The organism is Bradyrhizobium sp. CER78 (assembly GCF_029846235.1).
Lineage (GTDB): Bacteria > Pseudomonadota > Alphaproteobacteria > Rhizobiales > Xanthobacteraceae > Bradyrhizobium.
This window is the reverse complement of the sequence record NZ_JARVWP010000009.1, coordinates 68459-88465: the sequence shown is the minus strand read 5'-3', so window position 1 is coordinate 88465 and position 20007 is coordinate 68459. Positions and strand designations below refer to the sequence as shown.

Genomic DNA, 20007 nt, shown 5'->3' with positions numbered 1-20007 from the left:
TAAGTCACCGTTCCTAGGCTCACCCGACTATTTCAGGGTTGGGCGCATTGGGCATGTTCTTTTCATTCCGAAGCTGGGCGCTGTGGCGGGTCGTCGGGCCTCTGCTGGCGATCGTGCTGCTGCTGGGCGGCCTGTCGGCGGGCAGCCTGCAGGTGATGTCCGCGGTCAGGGCCTATGTGGCGGGCGAAAGCATGTGGTCGAAGGGGCAGAAGGACGCCATTCACTATCTCCAGACCTATGTCAGCACCGGCGCGCCGCTCTATCTGCAGAAGTTCGACGCCGCGATCGCGGTGCCGCTGGCCGATCGCACGGCGCGGCGCGCGTTGGAATCGCCAGGCAATAACGACGCCGTGGCCCGCGCCGGTTTCGCCAAGGCGGGCAATCACGATGACGACATCGGTGGCCTGATCTGGCTGTTCAAATACTTCCGCAAGATGCACCACGTGGCCGGCGCGGTGACGGCGTGGCGGAATTCGGATGCGCTGCTCGATCAATTGATCGAGATCAGGAACGAGGCCGCGAACGACGTCGCGCTGCATGATCCCTCGGCTGCGGCCATCAAGCACTGGGCCGAGCGGATCGGTGCGGTCGATGCCGCGCTGAGCACGCTTGCCGTCGATTTCTCGGACGAACTGGGCAAGGCGTCGCGTCAGGTCTCCGCACTGCTGCTGCTGGTCAATCTCGTGATCGCGGCCTGCCTTGCCGGCATCGTGCTGTTCCACACGCGGCGGATGCTGTGGCGGCGCTGGCTTGCCGAGGCCGCGCTCGCGGTCGAGAAGGAGCGCGCCCAGCTCACGCTGGCCTCGATCGGCGATGCTGTGATCGTGACCACGCAGGACGATCGCGTCGGCTACATGAACGCCGCCGCGCAGCGGCTGATCGCGGCGGGGCAGGACGTGACCGGATGGCAGCTTTCATCGCTGTTCAACATCGCCGAGCAGCCGGTGCGCGGATCGTTCCAGAGCGCGGATGGCGATGACGAAAGCCGGCCGCAGCAGCGGCTGCTGGTGCGGCCGGATCAATCCAGCGTGCCGGTCTCGGTGGTCGAGACGCCGATCGTGCATGAAGGTGAGCCGTCCGGCCGCGTCATGATCATTCACGACATGACCGCCGAGCGGCGGCTGGTCGAGGAATTGGCGTGGGCCGCCTCGCATGACGCGCTCACCGGCCTTGCGAACCGGCGGCAGTTCGAGTTCGAGCTGCACAAGGCGATGTCGGGCGCACCGGCTGTTGGCGCCGATCTGATGTTGATCGACCTCGATCAGTTCAAGATCGTCAACGACACCTGCGGCCACATGGCCGGCGACCGGCTGCTGAGACAGGTGGCGCGGTTGCTGACCGCCGAGGTTGGCGACAGCGGGCTGGTTGCGCGTCTCGGCGGCGACGAATTCGGCATTCTGCTGCGCGACGACGGCTCTGCCACGCACGACGTTGCCGCCGATGTCGCGGAGCGGATCAGGGCGGTGGTCGAGCAGTCGAACTTCGTTCATGAGGGCTCGAGCTTCAGGATCAGCGCCAGCATCGGCCTGGTCGCGCTTGCCGACAGCGCCGGCGTACAGGACGCGCTGCGGCTTGCCGACGTCGCCTGCTTCCTTGCCAAGGACAAGGGACGCAACCGCGTCCAGGAGCACCGTCCGTCCGATACCGGCATGGCGGTGCGGGTCGCCGAGATGAGCTGGGTCAATCGCATCCGCAAGGGATTGGATGAGGGCCGCTTCTGCCTTTACGAGCAGGAGATCCGCCCGGTGAACGGCGTGCTGAAGGGCAACGACCGGCGCGAGCTGCTGCTGCGCCTGCGCGACGAGAACGGCGCCCTGGTGCCGCCCGGCAGCTTCCTGCCCGCCGCCGAGCGCTACGGATTGATGCCGCTGATCGACCGCTGGGTGGTGCGCCGCGCCTTCGAGATCATCGCCGAGCGCAAGCACCATCCGCGCAAGATCGCGAGCTACGCCATCAACCTGTCTGGCGCTACCATCGGTGATAGCGACTTCGTCGATTTCGTCGCCGGGCTGTTCGCGCAGCACGACGTCCCGCCGGCGCTGGTCTGTTTCGAGATCACCGAGACCAGCGCGATCTCCAATCTCGACGAGGCGCAGACGTTCATCGCGCGGTTACGCGAGATCGGCTGCAGCTTCTCGCTCGACGATTTCGGCACCGGCATGTCCTCGATCGCCTATCTGAAGCACCTGCCGGTCGACATCATCAAGATCGACGGTTCGTTCGTGAAGGAGATCCTCAACAGCAAGGTCGATCGCGCGATGGTGGAGATGATCACCAAGACCGCCAAGATCATGCAGAAGCAGGTGGTCGCGGAGTTCGTCGAGAGCCTCGCGATCCTGGACGAGCTACGCCAGATCGGGGTCGACTACGTCCAGGGTTACGCGATCGGCAAGCCGGTCCCGGTGCTGACGCTGCGGGAAGAAAAGATCGCCTGAGTCGCCGAAATTGTCCCGAATCGGGACTTTTTCGTCCGTTTCAGCCCTTACGGGACTGATTCCCTGGCACTTTCCATCCGAAAAACGTTAAAAAACCTGTCGTTGCCGGCTTCGTCTCGATTATGCCTTACTCTAATTCCCTGATATGATGAGTGATCGGTGAATCCCACGTGGGCCGGCTAACAGGCCCCAGAACACCGAACTTGGGGATGATGGGTCAACGTACGACGAAAGCTGCCGGGCGTAGGTCAAGCCGCGGCATGTCTCTGGTGGGCAGCACGGCGTTCGCTGTGAGCGCGCTCGTCCTGTCGTCTGGCCTTGCCGCCTGGATGGTCGGCATCGATCCGACCGCATGGCTGCATGGACCGGCACTCGCCAACACCACCGCCTCGTTGAATTTCGACGACCGCTTCGGATCTCGCTCCACGATCAACACGGCTTCGCTCTATTATCCTCTGCGTCGCGGGTTCCGTTCGAGCCGCGGCGATTTCAATTCCGAGTTCGGTCAGATCGAGGACGCGCTGTCTGGTCAGCTGCGTGACACGCAGACCGAATTGCCGAGCAGCAGCGAGCCGGCGACGGCGTCGGTCGCCGCAACGACCACGGTGACGACCGCACCCGCCGTGCCGATGCCGCGGTCGCGCCCTGCCGAGGCCAATCTGCTCGCGCGCAACGATCAGCCGCTGCCGCCGCAGGCGCCGGTGCAGCAGGGCGACAACCGGACGTTCCTGCAGAAGATCGCCGACATGATGCCGGGCAAGATTCAGCTGGCCTCGGTCGATCCGAATGACGGCCTGTTGTCCGGCCCGAGCCCCGATCTCGGCAAGCTCGGTTATGACAGCACCACGGCGGTCTACGATATCACCGGCCGCATTGTGTACATGCCCGACGGCACCAAGTTCGAAGCGCATTCGGGGCTCGGCAATCTGCTCGACGATCCGGCGCATGTGAACGCCCGCAACGCCGGTGCAACGCCGCCCGGCATCTATGAGATGAAGCCGCGCGAAAAGCTGTTCCACGGCGTGCCGGCGCTGCGCATGACGCCGGTCGATGGCAGCGATACGTTCGGGCGCGTCGGCCTGCTGGTCCACAGCTACATGCTCGGGCCGAACGGCGACTCCAACGGCTGCATCTCGGTCAAGCACTACGACAAGTTCCTGCAGGCCTACCGCAGCGGCACGATCAAGCGCATCGCCGTCGTCATCAGCATCAGGGATGTTCAGTCGGCCTCGACCCGCTCGGCGTCGAACTCTTAAGGCCGCGCGCCGGCGCTGTTCGGCGCATCAAGTCCTTCAGCATTCAGTATGTCTCCTCGCCTCCGGCGCGAAAGCGCCGGCGATGCGCCGTGTGCGTGATGGAACGTTCAGGCAAAGCTCTCATACCTAGCAGATATCAGTTTATGTATACGAGTATGGCAATTAAAGTATTATAATACCGTTACTTGCACGATATAAGTCAGTGATGTATACATTCAGTATCCGAGGAGATGCTGAGAGAGCGAACGATGCCAAAACCCTTCCCCATGAACGCGTGGTACGCGGCCGGCTGGGATGCCGAGATCAAGCACGCGCTGCTGCCGCGAACGATCTGCGGCAAGCATGTCGTGATGTACCGGAAGGGTGACGGTGAGGTGGTGGCGCTCGAGGATGCCTGCTGGCATCGGCTGGTGCCGCTCTCCAAGGGCCGGCTCGACGGCGACACCGTGGTCTGCGGTTATCACGGCCTGAAATACAATGCGCAGGGCCGCTGCACCTTCATGCCCTCGCAGGAGACGATCAATCCGTCGGCCTGCGTGCGCGCCTACCCCGTCGTCGAGCGTCACCGCTTCATCTGGCTCTGGATGGGCGATCCGGCGCTGGCCGATCCGGCGCTGGTGCCCGACATGCACTGGAACCACGATCCGGCCTGGGCCGGCGACGGCAAGACCATTCACGTCAAATGCGACTACCGACTCGTCGTCGACAATCTGATGGACCTCACGCACGAGACCTTCGTGCACGGCTCGAGCATCGGCAATGACGCGGTCGCCGAAGCGCCGTTCGATGTCACCCATGGCGAGAAGACCGTCACCGTGACGCGCTGGATGCAGGGCATCGAGGCGCCGCCGTTCTGGGCCAAGCAGCTGCAGAAGCCGGGCCCGATCGATCGCTGGCAGATCATCCGTTTCGAGGCGCCGTGCACCGTCAATATCGATGTCGGCGTTGCGCCGGCCGGATCGGGCGCGCCGGAGGGCGATCGCTCGCAGGGCGTCAACGGCTATGTGCTCAACACCATCACGCCGGAGACCGAGAAGACCTGCCATTACTTCTGGGCCTTCGTCCGCAATCACCGCATCACCGAGCAGCGCCTGACCAGCGAAATCCGCGACGGCGTCGCCGGCATCTTCCACGAGGACGAGATCATCCTGGAGGCGCAGCAGCGCGCGATGGACGAGAATCCGGACCGCGTATTCTACAATCTCAACATCGATGCCGGCGCGATGTGGGCGCGTCGCGTCATCGACCGCATGGTGGCGAAGGAGAATCCGCCGCAGCAGATGCAGGCGGCGGAGTAGGCGGCATGGCGGAACGCGAGACCGATCGCTCCGTGTCGCAGACCGTGCGGGCGCAGCTTGCGCTGCGCGACCTCGTGCTCTCCGGCCGGCTGCGGCCGGGCGAGCGCATCTCCGAGCTGCAGGCGGTCGAGATCACCGGGGTGTCGCGCACGCCGGTGCGGATGGCGCTGGTCCGGCTGGAGGAGGAAGGCCTGCTGGAGGCGATCCCGTCCGGCGGCTTCATGGTCAAGGCGTTTTCCGAGCGCGACATTCTCGATTCGATCGAGCTGCGCGGCACGCTGGAGGGGCTGGCTGCGCGCTTTGCCGCCGAGCGCGGCGTCTCGTCGCGCGATCTCGAGCCGCTCAAGGAATGCCTCAACGAGATCGACGGCCTGGTGCGGCAGGATCCGATCTCGGTCGAAGCGTTTTCGTCCTATGTCGCGCTCAACGCGCGCTTCCATGCGCTGCTCACCGAGCTGTCGCGCAGCCCGCCGCTGATCCGGCAGATCGACCGCGCCTCGGCGCTGCCGTTCGCCTCGCCGAGCGGCTTCGTGATGGCGCAATCGGCCCTGCCCGAGGCGCGCCAGATCCTGCTGATCGCGCAGGACCATCACCGCGTGGTGGTCGACGCCATCGAGAACCGCGAGGGTGCGCGCGCCGAAGCGGTCATGCGCGAGCACGCCCGGCTTGCGGCGCGCAATCTGCGGCTGGCGCTGCGCAACCGCACTCACCTCGATCTGCTGCCGGCGCTGGCGCTGATCACATCCGGCTGAGCGGAGCGCGCCATGCGATTCATTGAAACCTGGACATCAGCGACGCTGCTAGCTGTGCGCGATCTCACGCCTGCGATCCGCGAGTTCCTGCTGCGGCCGGATCATTTCACCGGCGCGCCCTATCCCGTCGGCAGTCATATCGATGTCGGCGTCACCATCGACGGCCAGCCGCAGACCCGTTCCTATTCGCTGGTCGGCGAAGTCGATCCGAAAGGTTTCCGGATCGCGGTGCGGCGCGCGCCGGATTCCCGCGGCGGCTCGCGCTACATGTGGTCGCTCGCGCCGGGGGCGCGGCTCAACATCACGCAGCCCGCCTCGCTGGTGCAGCTCGACTGGACGCGGCGGCAGTTCTGCCTGATCGCAGGCGGCGTCGGCATCACGCCGATCGTCGGTGCGGCGCAGGCGCTGGCCCGCCGTGACGCCGGGGTCACGCTGCATTATGCCGTGCGCACGCGCGGCGATGCGGCCTATCTCGACATGCTCGAAGGTCTGCTCGGCGAGCGCCTGATCGTCCATGCCGGCGACGAGGGCCGGCGGCTCGATCTCGAGCGCGTCTTCGCAAACCTGCCGCAGGATACGATGACATTGTTCTGCGGCCCGATGCGGATGCTCGATGCGGCCCGGCGTGCCTGGGAAGCGTCAGGCCGGGCGATCACCGATCTGCGTTACGAGACCTTTGGATCGAGCGGGCTGTTGCCGACCGAGGCGTTCCGGGTGCGGCTTGCGGGCGAGGGTACCGAGTTCGTGATCCCGCACGACCGCTCGATGCTGGACGTGCTCAACGACGCCGGTCATGAGGTGATGAGCGACTGCCGGCGCGGCGAATGCGGCGTCTGTGCGCTCGATGTGGTCGCTGTCGACGGCGAAATCGACCATCGCGACGTCTTCTTCAGCGAGCACCAGAAGCGGGAAAGCCGCAAGATCTGCGCGTGCGTTTCGCGTGCGCGCGGCACCATCACGGTGGACACACTGCATCGCGCCGACGTTCCGTGACGCGCGCGGCGCTCGATCGGGCTACGCCGCGTGCACCGAGTGCTGCGGATCGTGATCGAGCAGCGCGGTGATCTCGCTGGCCGACATCGGCCGGCCGATCAGGTAGCCCTGGACCTCGTCGCAGCTGGTCTGGCGCAGATATTCGAGCTGATCGGCGGTCTCGACGCCTTCCGCGACGACGCCGATCTGCAGGTCTTGCGCGAGGCCGATCACCGATTTGACGATTGCCGCGCAATCCGGCTGGGTCAGCATGTCCCGGATGAAGGATTGATCGATCTTGATGCGGCTGAACGGCAGCTTGCGCAGATAGGTCAGCGACGAGAAACCGGTGCCGAAATCGTCGAGTGCGACCGTTAGCCCGAGCTCGAGCAGCCCGTTCAGGATCGCGGGCGCCGATCCGTATTTCGAGATCAGCATCGACTCGGTGATCTCGATCTCGAGCCGGTTCGGCGCAACATTCGCCTCCGCAAGCGCCTCGACGATGGTCTGCAGGATGCCGACGTTCTGGAACTGGACCGCGGAGAAATTCACCGCGATCCTGATGTCGTCTGGCCAGCGCGACAGCATCGCGCAGGCGTGGCGGATCACCCACTCGCCGAGCTGGTGGATCAGTCCGCTCTCCTCGGCGATCGGAATGAAGACGCTCGGCGGGATCAGGCCGCGCACCGGATGCTGCCAGCGTAGCAGCGCCTCGAAGCCGGTGATGCGGCCTTTGCGGATGTCGAGGAACGGCTGGTAGACCAGAAACAGCTGGTTCGCCTCGATCGCCTGTTCGAGATCGCGCTGCAACGCGCGGCGGTCGCGCGCCGATTGGTCGTCGCTCGCCTCGAAGAAGCAGATCGTGCCGGGACCGGTCTTCTTCGCCCGGTAGAGCGCGATGTCGACATGCTTGAGCAGATCGTGCGACGTGTTGCCGTCCCGCGGCGCGAGCACGATGCCGATGCTGATCGCGCTTGATATCTCGAATCCGTCGATCGGGAATGGATCGGCGAAGGCTGCGACGAACCGTTCGGCGATCGCGAGCACGTCCTCGGGCCGGGTCAGATTGGACATGATCAGCGCGAACTCGTCGCCGCCGATCCGCGCGACATGCTCGGCCGCGCGCGTGCAGCGCTGCAGCCGGGCCGCGACCTGCACCAGGAATTCGTCGCCCGCCGGACGGCCGAACCTGTCATTGATCTCCTTGAAGCGATCGAGATCGAGCAGCAGCACGGCGAATTCCTCGCCCGAGCGCGACAATCGGTTCAGCGCGCCGTTGAGCGCCTCGTTGAAGGCGACGCGGTTCGGCAGATGCGTCAGCGGATCCTGCCGCACCGTCCGCTCGGCCTCATGCTGGGCGATGATGCGCCGGCGGAACTCGAACGCATTGACGAAGACGCCGCGCAGCAGCACGGAGCCGTAGACCAGGACGAGGACCGCCATCAGGAGATAGATGAAGTCGCCGTCCCGGCCGAGGCAAATCGCAGTGCCGACGAAGATCGGCGCGGTGAACGCGATCGCGGCGATCGGGATGGTGGAGAAGGCGAAGGCGCCGCCGGCCAGCATTCCGGCGCAGAGACACGTGATCACCAATTGCGCGCCGCTCGATGCGTTGGCGAAGAAGGCAACGGGGACGACGCCCCAGGCGGCGCCGAGCGCCACCGCATTGCGCACCAGCCGGTACATGGTCCGGCGCGAGACGAATTGCGGCTTGGCGATGCGGCGCGACGCACGCGCCTGCAGGCCGAAGAGCAGCGCCGCGCCGCTGACGGCGGCGGCCCACACCAGCGCAAAGATCCAATCGGGCGATTGCCAGAGTGCAGCGGCCAGCACCATCGCGTTGCAGGCGTTGGCCAGCATGATGCCGAAGGAATAGCCGAGCACGAGCGACACCTGCTCGGCGCGGATGTGGCCGGCAAGCGCTTCATCCGTCGGTGGTGCGCCGAAGACCGCGAGGTCACCCGCGAACAGGGCCGCGAAATATGATCTGAGATAGGTACGCATCTCACCACGTTGCCTGCGCGGTTGGCCGTGGCGCAGCGCCGAAGAATTCTCTGCAAACCTTTGACAAACTATGAACTATTGGAACAGACCGTGCCACGGTGGGCTCACGTTTCGGTTCCACGGGCGGGCATTGCTAACAAATCGATACAAATGCGTGACGCGACGTCACGGACCGGCAGAGTTTGCCCACCACGCTGCTTGATCGCCTGCCGGTTTTTCGCAATGAGTTGGGTTGCCGCGAACGGCAAAACCAGAAGGTGCACATGAGCTTGCCGACCACGAACCACGATCCCGGGTTTCGTATCACGCGGGCGAGCCATGTGGTCCTGACCGTCCGCGACCTCGCGACGAGCCGGCAGTTTTACGAAAAGGTGATCGGGCTGATCTTGACCGCGGAGCAGGGCGATGCGCTCTACTTCCGCGGCGTCGAGGAGGCCTGCCATCACAGCCTTGTGTTGCGCAAGGGCGCGGACGCCGTCTGCGCACGGCTTGGCCTGCGGGTGTTTCAAGACGACGACCTCGACAAGCTCAAGGCTTTCTTCGAGGCGCATGGCTGTCGCGCTGCTTGGGCCGAGGTGCCGCACCAGGGCCGCACGCTGCAGGCCACCGATCCGGCCGGCACGCCGCTGGAGTTCTGTGCGACCATGCCGGTCGAGCTGCGCATGATCACCCAATTCAGCCGCCATGCCGGCGGCTCGGCGCTGCGGCTCGATCACTATCAGGTGCTGACGCCGGACGTGCGCAAGGCGTGCGAGTTCTACACTGCGGCCGGCTTTCGGCTCAGCGAGTATATCGCGCCCGCCGGCACCTTCGATCTGCGCGGCGTATTCTTGCAGCGCAAGGGCAATCCGCACGACATCGTGTTGTTCAACGGCGCGGGACCGCGGCTGCATCATTTCGCGTTCCTCGCGCCCGAGGTGCACCATCTGCTGAACGCCTGCGATCTCGCCGGCGAGCTCGGCTATGGCGCGGCCGTCGAACGCGGCCCGGGGCGGCACGGGCCGGGACACGCGATGTATGTCTATATGCGCGATCCCGACGGGCACCGCGTCGAACTGTTCAACACCCACTACCAGATCATGGACATCGAGAACGAGCCGATCGGCTGGGATCCGTCCGACCATAAGATCTCGTTTCCATGGGGCTTGCCGGCGCGGCAGGCCTGGTTCGAGGAGGCGACGCCGTTTGCCGATGTTCCGATCCGCGAGCCGCAAATGAAGCCGATGCCGCTGACGCTCGAGAGCTACCTCGCGAAGTAGCATGTCGTTGTCCGTCGCAAATCCCACCTATGATGTGGCAATCGTCGGCCTCGGGCCGGTCGGCGCCATCTTCGCCAATCTGCTGGCGAAAGCCGGCTTGCGCGTCGCCGTCGTCGAGCGCGTCGCTGACATCTACGACAAGCCGCGCGCGATCACGCTCGATCACGAGGCGCTGCGCGCGCTGCAGGCGATCGGGCTCGGCGATTTCATGGAGCAGGCGATCGCGCCGCACAAAGGATCGCATTATCTCGGCGTCGACGGCGAGATCATCAAGATCTTCGATCCGATGCCGCCGCCGTTTCCGCTCGGTTGGATCCCGAACGTGACCTTCGTGCAGCCCGATCTCGAGCAGGCGCTGCGCGACAAGCTCGCCGAATATACGCATGCCGACGTCTTCCTCGCGGCGGCCGGCGTGGCGCTGCAGCAGGACGACGGCGCGGTGACGTTGACCGCGCGGCGCGAGCGAGGCGAGGAGTTCCTGATCCGCGCGCGATATCTGGTCGGCTGCGACGGTGCCAACAGCTTCGTGCGCAAGCAGCTCGGCGTCGGCCTGGAAGATCTCGCCTTCGACGAATGGTGGATGGTGGTCGACACGCTGACCAGCGATCCCGCCAAGCGGCCGGCCAGGAGTTTTCAGTATTGTTGGCCGTCGCGTCCCGGCACCTTCGTGCCGGGCCCGCGCAATCTGCGGCGCTGGGAGATCAAGCTGCTGCCGGGCGAGGATCCGGAAGCCGCCGGCGCACCCGACAATGTGGTGCGGCTGTTGCAGGGCTTCACCGACATCTCCGATCTCACGATCTGGCGCTCGGCGGTCTATCGCTTCCACGCTCTGCTCGGCCAGCGCTGGCGCGATCGTCGTGTGCTGCTGATGGGCGATGCCGTGCATCAGACGCCGCCGTTCCTCGGGCAGGGGCTGTGCGCCGGCATCCGTGATGCCGTGAACCTCGCCTGGAAGCTGAGGCTGGTGCTGCGCGGCGTCGCTGGCGAGACGCTGCTCGACAGCTACGAGATCGAGCGCAAGCCGCATGTTCGCGCCGTCGTCGCCAGCGCCAAGGAGTTCGGCAAGATCATCGGCGAGCTCGATCCAGCGGCCGCCGCTGAGCGCGACGTGCGGCTGCGCGCCGACCTGAAGGCGGGCACGGCCGAAACCATCAGACAGAAATTCATCCCCGATCTCGTGTCCGGCCTGATCGCGCGCGATACCGATCTCGCCGGGCGGCTGTTCGTGCAGCCGCATGTGCGCGCGCCGGACGGGCGGACCTGCCGGCTCGACGATCTGCTGAAACCGGAATTTGCGATCGTGACGGCGGCCGCGGCGCCGATGGCGTGGCTGTCGGACGAATCCCGTGCCGCATGGCAGCATCTCGCCGGCGAGCGCGTCGTCATCACCACGTCGGGTGAAAGCGGCGATGCCGACGGCGTTCTGAGCGTGGTGGAGCGTGACGGTCTGTTCGCCGACTGGATGCGGCAACACGGCGCCGCGGCGGTCATCGTGCGGCCCGATCGTTACGTGTTCGGGGCCGCCGGCAATGCCGACGAGCTCAATCTGCTCGTCGGTCAACTGCTGGAAGCTCTGGGTGCGGCGCCCTCATCAATTCCGGCGAATCCCGTCACTTCTTGATATCGGCCGCGACCAGAACGCGGTGGCCGTGCAGCAGCTCCTGCAAGGCCTGCAGCGCCGCGACGCCGCATTGGGTGTCCTGCTCGCCGTTGCCGCCACTGAGCCCGATGCCGCCGACCACCTCGTCGTCGACGACGATCGGAAAGCCGCCGACGAACACGGCAAACTTTCCGTCGAAGCTCCATTGGATGCCGAAGGCCTCATTGCCGGGCAGGGCGGGTCCGTTCGGCGGCTGGTTGAACAGATGGGTGGAGCGCTTGTGGCCGGCTGCGGTGAACGCCTTGTTCCAGGCGATCTGCGGGCCGGTGATCCGCGCGCCATCCATCCGCTCCAGCGCCAGCGGATAGCCGCCGTCGTCGGTCACGCAGACCGTCTCCGCAACGCCGATTTCGGCGGATTTACGGATCGCGGCGGCGATCATGTGGCGGGCTTCGGCAAGTTCAAGCTTGAATGTCTGTCTCATCGCTATCTTCCGGGATTGGCTAGATGGTCGATCGTGGCTCAGACGCCGCGGTAGACCGTCTTGATCTGGGTGTAGAATTCGAGGCCGGTCCGGCCGGACTCGCGGAATGTCGAGGTGCTCGACCGTTTCAATCCGCCGAACGGCGCGTTGATCAAATTGCCGGTGGTGGTGCGGTTGATCTTCACCGTTCCGGACTGGATGTCGCTCGCGAAATCGTGCATCGCGCGCGGGTTGCGGGTCACGATTGCGGCCGACAGCCCATACTCGCTGGCATTGGCCTTGGCGATCGCGTCGGCGTAGCTATCGACTTCGATGATGGCGATCACGGGGCCGAAGATCTCCTCGCGTGCGATCGTCATGTCCTGGGTCACGTCGGTGAAGATCGCGGGCGAGACGAAGTATCCGCCGTCATAGGCGGCGCCGGTGAGCCGATCGCCGCCATAGAGGTGCGTCGCTTCCTTCTTCCCGATCGCGACATAGCGCAGCACGGTTTCGAGCTGCCGCGCTGTGGCGAGCGGCCCCATGTCCATTCCGCTGGTGAGGCCGCTGCCGATCTTGATTGCCTTCACCTTGGCGAGCAGCCGCGCGGTGAATTCGGCGCGCACCTGCTTCATGACCAACACGCGGCTGGTGCCGGTGCAGGCCTGGCCGGCCAGCGACAGGCCGCCCTTGACGGTCAAATCCACGCCCAGATCGAGGTCGGCGTCGTCCATGACGATCAGCGGATTCTTGCCGCCGAGCTCCATCTGCGTGCGGGTCACGAAGCTGACCGCACGGCAAATCTGTTCGCCGGCGGACGTCGATCCGGTGAAGGAAATCGCGCGAATGACCGGCGGCTCGGTGATCCCAGGCCCGATCTCGCCGGCCTTGCCGGTGATGAAGTTGAGCGCGCCTTTGGGCAGGCCCGCTACCATCAGCGCTTCTGCCAGACGATAGCCGCTGAGCGGTGCATCGGACGACGGTTTGAACACCACCGTGTTGCCGGTGATCAGCGCCGGCGCGATCTTGCGCGCCGGGATCGAAATCGGAAAATTCCAGGGCGTGATGACCGACACGACGCCGAGCGGCTCGCGCAGCGTATAGACCGTCATGTCCGCATCGTCGTTCGGAAACACCTCGCCGGTGAGCGACTGTCCTTCGACGGCGTAGAACCGCAGGGTCTGGGCCGAGCGCAGCACCTCGTCGCGGGCGAGGCCGAGCGATTTGCCCATTTCCCGCGTGATCTCCCGCGCGATCTGATCTGCGCGTGCCTCGAGATGATCGGCGGCCCGGTTCAGGATGGCGGCGCGCTTCGTGATCGGCGTCCGCCTCCAGCCTTCGAACGCGGCGGCGGCAGCATTGACGGCCGCCTGCGCATCGGCGGCGGTCGATTGCTGGAAGCGTCCGACCAGGTCGCTGGTGTCCGCGGGATTGATGTTCGCGAACAGTCTGCCGGAACTACTTGAGATTAGCTCGCCGCCGATCAGGTTTGGAAACTCCTCGATGTCGGCTGCGCCTTCGGTGGAAGGGCGCGCATTGCGGACCGTCGTTTCAGCTATCGTCACAGGATTCTCCTCAGTGCCAGATCAGGACCGCGCAGACGGTCGATATCGCCAGCCCGGTCAATACGGGGACCATCGCGATCCGCACGATCTGGAAGACGGGGACGCGCGCGAAGCCGGCCACCGCGATCAGTGACGACCAGGCCACCAGGGTGCCGCCGCCAGTCCACACCGCGCCCATCTGGCCGATCGCGGCGAGCGTCGCAGGCTGCATTCCGACCGACGGCGCCAGCGCACCCGACAGTGAGCCGGTCAGCGGCAAGCCGGCGAAACCTGAGCCGTCGATGCCGGTGATCATGCCTGATATCAAAATCCCGAAGGCGACGAAGAATTCGTTGCCCGGGATCCAGGCCTGGGCGGTCTGGATCAGTTCGAACAGAAGGCTCGGTGCCTGGGCTGCCGGAACTCCGAGGATCGGCGCAGACAGGCCCGGCTCGGCGCCGAGAAAGAAGAAGCCCGCGATCGGCAGCACCGATCCCATCGCCTTGAAGGCGAACACGAAGCCTTCGGTGACGTGGTCGGCGCTGGTGTCGAGGAACTTGCGCAGGTTTTCAGAGATGGAGGTTGCGCAGATCATCAGCATCGCGGCGACGCCGCCAACCAGCGCGGCCGCGTCGCCGCCCTTGAGGTCATGGCCGATGCCGAGCTTGGCCAGCACCATCACCGCGATGACGCAGAGGAAGGCGAGTGGGGTCGCAACCGCAAAGAATTTCGACCAGCCTTCGCGGCGCGTCGGCACTCCGGCAAGTTCCTTGTCGATCTGGGCCTGGGTCGCGAACGGCCGCTGTCCCTCCGCAGTGCCGCGCGCGATCTCCGCCTTGTCGAAGCTGCCCTCCTGCTCCAGCCGCGTCAGTTCGCCGTTGCTCGACTGCGCCTGCCAACGCTCCAGCAGCCGGTCGTCGGGCTCGGTGATCGATTTGCGGATCGCGAAATAGGCGAGCGTCAGCGCAATGCCGCCGGTGATGAGCGACAGCACCAGCGCGCGGTCCGCGACGGTGGCGGCGCTGACCGCAGCGCCGGCCGCCTTGGCGCTGATCCCGGGCGCGACGCCGATCACGTAGTCCGACGACAACGCCATGCCTTGTCCGGCGATCGCGATCGCAATGGCGCCGCCAAGCGGCGACAGGCCGGCGGCAATCGCTGCGGGCAGCAGCACCGCCGAGACCAGCGGCACTGCCGGCGTCGGCCAGAAGAACAGCGAGATCACATAGGTGATGCCGGCAAGCACGAAGTAGGCGGTGTGTCCGGTCTTCATCACGGCGCGGAACGGCTCGACCATGCGAATGTCCGAACGCAGCACCTTGAGCGCATTCAGCAGCGCCGTCATCAACGCGATCACCAGGAAGATGTTGAAGAGCTCCTTGGCGGCAGTGAAGCTCGCGTTGAAGACGCTGGCGAGCGCCGCGACCGGACTGTGCGTCCATGCAAGCGCGACCAGGAGCGTTGCGATCACCGACGGCACCACGACGTTGGCGCGCCAGATCATGGTGAGAACGATGACGGCGACGCCGAGCAGATAGACCCAATGTGCGGCGACGATCGGAGCGTGCTGCATGTTTGTTGTTTCCCCTCTAATGCGCAATTAATGTATACTGTATTCAAGATTGGCAAGCGCAAATTGCGGGCTCGCGATCCACGCGGCGTATAATGGGCGGGAGCATCCTGACCGCATTTTTGTGCAATGGAAGCACCAAATAGCGGCTTACCATGCGGATAATGCCGCTGAGGATGCGGGGTGAGGAGTCCGGTCTTCGGTGTTGACAGTCACCAAAATCGTATACAGTATACAGAAAAAGCTGGGTATGACCATGACCGGTTTGTCTGGACGGCAATTTCTTCACGGCACAGGAGCGCCACGATGCAGAAGCTGATGGATCATGTGGAATTTCGAGCGGCCCTCGAAAACGCCATCAAGGGGAAGAGCGCCAACAAGGCGCCGTTCAGCGTCGCCTGGGCCAGCGGCAAGCTCAGCCGCGCGCATCTCGCACGCTGGGCGGAGAACCACTATCACTATGTCGGTCCGTTCGCCGACTACCTCGGCTATATCTATGCGCGGATGCCGGAGCAGTACCAGGAGGCCAAGGACTTCCTGCTCGCCAACATGTATGAGGAAGAGATCGGCGGCGACCGTCATACCGATCTCCTGATCCGCTTCGCGGAGGCCTGCGGCACGACCGCGGCGCGCATCAAGGATCCCGACAACATGACGCCGACGACGCGGGGGCTGCAGAGCTGGTGCTATGCGGTGGCGATGCGCGAGGATCCGATCGTCGCGGTGGCCGGCCTCGTGGTCGGTCTGGAGTCGCAGGTGCCTTCGATCTATCGCAAGCAGACGCCGACCCTGCGCGAGAAGTACAAATTCACCGACGAGGAGGTCGAGTTCTTCGACCTTCACATCGTGTCGGACGAGATCCACGGCGAGCGCGGCTACCAGATCGTGCTGGAGCACGCCAATACGGTCGAGCTGCAGCAGCGCTGCCTCAAGATCTGCGAGGTCGGCGCACAGATGCGGCTGCTCTACACCACCGCGCTGTACCACGACTATGTCGCAAACGACATTCCACTGGCGGAGCTCGATCTCGCCAGCGGCGTCTCGGCTGAAGAACGCGTGCTGTTGCAGGCCTGAATCGCGGGGAGCAGCGCGGCGATGCCCAACGTCATTTTTCACCGCAATGGCGAGACCTTCACCGGCGAGGTCAAGGAGAACACCAATCTCGTCGTCCGCGCCGGCATCCGCCAGTTTCCCTATCCCAACTTCCTGTACGGCTGCGGGATGGGGAAGTGCGGGAAGTGCGCGTCGCTGATCATCAAGGGCGGCGAGCACCTGCCGGAGCCGAACTGGAAAGAGAAGAAGCGCCTCGGTGCCAGGATCGAGCAGGGTTATCGCCTCGCCTGCCAGCTCTGGCTCACGCATGACGTTGAACTGTCGCAGGAGGCGGCCCCGCTGGCCGACATCGTCGCGCCGGCCGGCGCCGCGGTTGGGAGGACGTGACCGATGTATGTGATACTGACGAGCAAGCCGGGGCAGTTTCGCACCGAGATCGTCGAGGGCCTGCGCCCGCTCGCGGCCTATGACTATTTGTTCTACGGCATCAGGAAAGCGACGTTCGTGATTGCCGAGCTGGTCGCGGAGACCAAGGTCAGGGTGATCGACGAGGCCTGGTCACCGCCGATCGTGAACGAGGTGCCCTCGAAATTCCTCGAGAAGTTCGAAACGCCGGAGCGGGCGCTGAACGAGCTCGAGCACCTCATCACGTTCGGCCACATGGACACCAAACTGCGCAAGCGCTGAGCGGATGCCGGGATGATCGAAGTCACGTTTCTGACCAATGGCGGGAAAACCGTGACCGCCGCGGAGAACAGCAACCTGCTGCGCGTCTCGCTGCGCGAGCAGGGCGGCATTCCGTTCAAGTGCGGCGGCGGGCTGTGCGGAACCTGCAAATGCCTGATCGAGAAGGGCATCGAGAACACCGATGCGATCAAGCCGAAGGAGCGCAAGCACCTCACCGACGCGCAGTTCGCCGCCGGCTATCGGATGGCGTGCCAGACCTTTCTGACCGGCAGCGTCAGCGTGTCGTGGGTGCCGAAGACCGCGGTGCAGGCGGCGCGGCCTGTAGCTGTTGACGGCGAATGAGCGCGGCTTGATGGCATGCAGCCGGCGGTCTAAATACGCAATCGCGGTCATTCGGCCAGGAGTCTGGCAGCTCGTTGGACCTCCGGTGTCCATGCATTGAGCGAGGCGCGGCCGGACGGGTCAGTTCATGGCAGGCAAGCTCGGAAGCTCCAAACGTCTCGGCGACGACTATCTCTCCCTCCACGGCAGGGTCATCGAGGAGCTGCGGCAGGCGATCCTGAGCCGGCGGCTGAAGCCCGGCGAGCGGCTGGTCGAGGGCCGTCTCGCCGATGAGCTCGGCGTGTCCCGCAATCCCGTGCGCGAGGCGATCCGCGTGCTGGAGTCGGAAGGGCTCGTCGAGGTGACCGCGCGGCGCGGTGCCTCCGTGATCACGATGAGCGATGAGGAGGCGCGCGAGACGGTCGAGGTCCGCGCGCTGCTCGAGGGGCAGAACGCGCGCCTTGCTGCGCGCCGCCGCGAGGAGAGCATCATTAAGCGGATCGCGGCGGTCTTGAAGCAGGGCAACGAGGCGGTTGCGGGACGGCGCTACGACCTGCTGCCGGATCTCAACCAGCAATTCCACCATGAACTGGCCGAGGCCGGCCGCAACCGCGTGCTTGCGGATCTGCTGAAGCGGCTGCGCGAACGCACGGCGATGCTGTTCTCACCGACCGATCCGGTACGCCAGGCCCGCACCTGGGACGAGCACGCGGCGATCCTGCGCGCCATCATCGCCGGCGATGAGCGTGCCGCGGCGACGCTTGCGGCCGAGCATGTGATGCGGGCCGGCGCGGATTTTCTCTCGAGCCTGCATGTGCCTGACGAGGAGGCCTCGCTGGAGGCTGCGTCGGCAAAATACGGCCTGCCGTCCGGCTCCCGCGTCGATCAAACGGCGACCAAGCCCGCGCGCCGGAACCCGGAACGCGCCGGTACGCGGCGGCGAAAAGCGGGGAGCTGAACGCGCGCGTCGCGTTGAGGCGTTTGTGGCCATCGATCCCGCGGTCAGAGGTCCGGTGGTACCGCTCCGGATCGTGCGCTTACTTTCTTGACCGCATCTGCCTCGCTCGCTAGGTCTTTTCCCAATGCTGGGCAGGGACGCAACTCTGCCGGCCGCGCCGCATGGCCGGGGGAAACCAATGAACAACAACAATCATGGCGCGTCGACCAACGACGTCGCCGAGTATGACTACGTCATCGTCGGCGCCGGCTCGGCCGGCTGCGTGCTCGCCAATCGGCTGAGCGCCGACGGCAAGCATTCGGTGCTGCTGCTCGAGGCCGGGCCGAAGGACACCAACATCTGGATCCATGTCCCGCTCGGCTACGGCAAGCTGTTCAAGGAAAAGTCCGTCAACTGGATGTACCAGACCGAGCCCGAGCCCGGCCTGAACGGGCGGCAGGTGTTCCAGCCGCGCGGAAAAGTGCTCGGCGGCTCCAGCTCGATCAACGGCCTGCTCTATGTGCGCGGCCAGCACGAGGACTATGACCGCTGGCGCCAGCGCGGCAATGCCGGCTGGGGCTATGACGACGTGCTGCCCTATTTCCGGAAGGCGGAGGACCAGCAGCGCGGCGGCGACAAGTATCACGGCGCCGGCGGCCCGCTGCCGGTGTCGGACTGGCGCCATCACGATCCGCTGTCGGAAGCTTTCGTGCATGCCGCGGCCGAGGTCGGCATTCCGACCAATCCGGATTTCAACGGCGCGACTCAGGAAGGTGCGGGCTTCTTCCAGACCACGACGCGGCGCGGCCGGCGCGCCAGCACCGCGAGGTCCTATCTGCGGCCGGCGCTGACGCGCGGCAATCTGTGTGTCGAAACCTCGGCGCTGGCGCAGCGCATCCTGTTCGACGGCAAGCGTGCGAGCGGCGCTGTGTATAGACAGGACGGGCAATTGCGCACGGCCAAGGCGCGCAAGGAGGTGCTGGTCTCGAGCGGCGCGTACAACTCGCCGCAACTGTTGCAGCTCTCCGGCGTCGGCCCCGCCGATCTGTTGAAGCAGCATGGCATCGAGATCGTGCTCAATGCGCCAGGCGTCGGCAACGATCTGCAGGATCACATGCAGGTGCGCATCGTCACGCGCTGCGCCCAGACGGTGACGCTGAACGACGTCGTCAACAATCCGGTGCGCCGCGTGATGGCCGGCCTGCGCTACGCGGCGCTGCGCAAGGGCCCGCTGACGATCGCGGCCGGCACCTCGGGCGCGTTCTTCAAGACCAGCCCGCGGCTGGCGTCACCCGACATCCAGATCCACTTCCTGCCGTTCTCGACCGACAAGATGGGCGAGAAGCTGCATCCGTTCTCGGGCTTCACGGCTTCGGTCTGCCAGCTGCGCCCGGAGAGCCGCGGCTCGCTGAAGATCAGGAGCGCGGATGCGAGCGTGCCGCCGGAAATCCGCATCAATTATCTCGCGACCGAGACCGATCGCCGTGCCTTCATCGACGGCATCCGAATCCTGCGCAAGATCCTGGCCGCGCCGGCGCTGAAGTCATATTCGGTCGGCGAAGTCGATCCCGGCGCCAAGGTGGTCAGCGACGACGATTTGCTCGAGTTCTGCCGCCGCACCGGCAGCACGGTCTATCATCCGACCTCGACCTGCCGGATGGGCAACGATGCGCTCGCGGTCGTCGACAACAGGCTCAAGGTGCGCGGCATCGATGGTCTGCGCGTGGTCGATGCGTCCGTCATGCCGGACCTGATGTCGGGCAACACCAACGCGCCGACGATCATGATCGCGGAGAAGGCGTCGGACATGATTTTGGAGGACGCGAGGTAGCGCGGCAGTAGCGAACCCGTCATCC

Annotated in this window: 17 protein-coding genes; 13 read left to right on the top strand and 4 right to left on the bottom strand. The window is 65.3% G+C overall.

Annotated features, from left to right (window positions below; genetic code table 11):
- The first annotated feature begins 53 nt into the window (after positions 1-53).
- From QDT69_RS20675 to QDT69_RS20655, 5 genes are all read left to right on the top strand, one after another.
- Positions 54-2435 carry an EAL domain-containing protein gene (locus QDT69_RS20675; RefSeq protein WP_279708310.1) on the top strand — a complete coding sequence of 794 codons (2382 nt, stop codon included), beginning with the start codon at positions 54-56 and terminating at the stop codon, positions 2433-2435.
- A gap of 290 nt (positions 2436-2725) precedes the next feature.
- On the top strand, positions 2726-3691 hold the full coding sequence (locus QDT69_RS20670; RefSeq protein WP_279708309.1) for a DUF2778 domain-containing protein: 966 nt from the start codon (positions 2726-2728) through the stop codon (positions 3689-3691).
- A gap of 248 nt (positions 3692-3939) precedes the next feature.
- The gene (locus QDT69_RS20665; protein ID WP_279708308.1) at positions 3940-4989 is read left to right on the top strand and encodes an aromatic ring-hydroxylating dioxygenase subunit alpha; all 1050 of its coding nucleotides are present in this window, start codon (positions 3940-3942) and stop codon (positions 4987-4989) included.
- Between the two features lie 5 nt (positions 4990-4994).
- Entirely contained in the window at positions 4995-5741 is a 747-nt protein-coding gene (locus QDT69_RS20660) for a GntR family transcriptional regulator (RefSeq protein ID WP_050424033.1), read from the top strand.
- 12 nt (positions 5742-5753) lie between these two features.
- Entirely contained in the window at positions 5754-6734 is a 981-nt protein-coding gene (locus QDT69_RS20655; protein ID WP_279708307.1) for a PDR/VanB family oxidoreductase, read from the top strand.
- A 21-nt stretch (positions 6735-6755) separates the two neighbouring features.
- Here QDT69_RS20655 and QDT69_RS20650 read toward each other — a convergent pair whose 3' ends face one another.
- Entirely contained in the window at positions 6756-8717 is a 1962-nt protein-coding gene (locus QDT69_RS20650) for an EAL domain-containing protein (RefSeq protein WP_279708306.1), read from the bottom strand.
- A gap of 263 nt (positions 8718-8980) precedes the next feature.
- Between QDT69_RS20650 and QDT69_RS20645 the strand changes: the two genes are divergently transcribed.
- Positions 8981-9976 carry a VOC family protein gene (locus QDT69_RS20645; protein ID WP_279708305.1) on the top strand — a complete coding sequence of 332 codons (996 nt, stop codon included), beginning with the start codon at positions 8981-8983 and terminating at the stop codon, positions 9974-9976.
- Between the two features lies 1 nt (position 9977).
- Positions 9978-11597 carry a bifunctional 3-(3-hydroxy-phenyl)propionate/3-hydroxycinnamic acid hydroxylase gene (locus tag QDT69_RS20640; protein ID WP_279708304.1) on the top strand — a complete coding sequence of 540 codons (1620 nt, stop codon included), beginning with the start codon at positions 9978-9980 and terminating at the stop codon, positions 11595-11597.
- On the opposite strand, the gene QDT69_RS20635 is transcribed toward QDT69_RS20640, so the two are convergent.
- The 3 genes from QDT69_RS20635 to QDT69_RS20625 are packed head-to-tail and all read right to left on the bottom strand — an operon-like array spanning position 11587 to position 15156.
- On the bottom strand, positions 11587-12060 hold the full coding sequence (locus QDT69_RS20635; RefSeq protein ID WP_279708303.1) for a heme-binding protein: 474 nt from the start codon (positions 12058-12060) through the stop codon (positions 11587-11589). The two genes, QDT69_RS20640 and QDT69_RS20635, sit on opposite strands and share 11 nt — an antisense overlap.
- 38 nt (positions 12061-12098) lie before the next feature.
- Complete coding sequence (locus QDT69_RS20630) at positions 12099-13604, bottom strand: aldehyde dehydrogenase family protein (protein ID WP_279708302.1); 1506 nt, start codon at positions 13602-13604, stop codon at positions 12099-12101.
- Positions 13605-13614: 10 nt separating this feature from the next.
- Entirely contained in the window at positions 13615-15156 is a 1542-nt protein-coding gene (locus QDT69_RS20625; RefSeq protein ID WP_279708301.1) for a hypothetical protein, read from the bottom strand.
- A 303-nt stretch (positions 15157-15459) separates the two neighbouring features.
- Between QDT69_RS20625 and QDT69_RS20620 the strand changes: the two genes are divergently transcribed.
- From QDT69_RS20620 to QDT69_RS20595, 6 genes are all read left to right on the top strand, one after another.
- On the top strand, positions 15460-16227 hold the full coding sequence (locus QDT69_RS20620) for an iron-containing redox enzyme family protein (protein WP_279708300.1): 768 nt from the start codon (positions 15460-15462) through the stop codon (positions 16225-16227).
- A gap of 21 nt (positions 16228-16248) precedes the next feature.
- Positions 16249-16593, top strand: coding sequence for a 2Fe-2S iron-sulfur cluster-binding protein (locus tag QDT69_RS20615; protein ID WP_279708299.1), 345 nt, complete (start codon positions 16249-16251; stop codon positions 16591-16593).
- A 3-nt stretch (positions 16594-16596) separates the two neighbouring features.
- Entirely contained in the window at positions 16597-16893 is a 297-nt protein-coding gene (locus QDT69_RS20610) for a ferredoxin (RefSeq protein WP_279708298.1), read from the top strand.
- 12 nt (positions 16894-16905) lie between these two features.
- Entirely contained in the window at positions 16906-17235 is a 330-nt protein-coding gene (locus QDT69_RS20605; RefSeq protein WP_074127886.1) for a 2Fe-2S iron-sulfur cluster-binding protein, read from the top strand.
- Between the two features lie 127 nt (positions 17236-17362).
- Complete coding sequence (locus tag QDT69_RS20600; protein ID WP_279708297.1) at positions 17363-18172, top strand: GntR family transcriptional regulator; 810 nt, start codon at positions 17363-17365, stop codon at positions 18170-18172.
- A 178-nt stretch (positions 18173-18350) separates the two neighbouring features.
- A complete protein-coding gene (locus tag QDT69_RS20595) occupies positions 18351-19982 on the top strand; it encodes a choline dehydrogenase (protein ID WP_279708296.1) in 1632 nt (543 codons plus the stop codon).
- Positions 19983-20007: the final 25 nt, after the last annotated feature.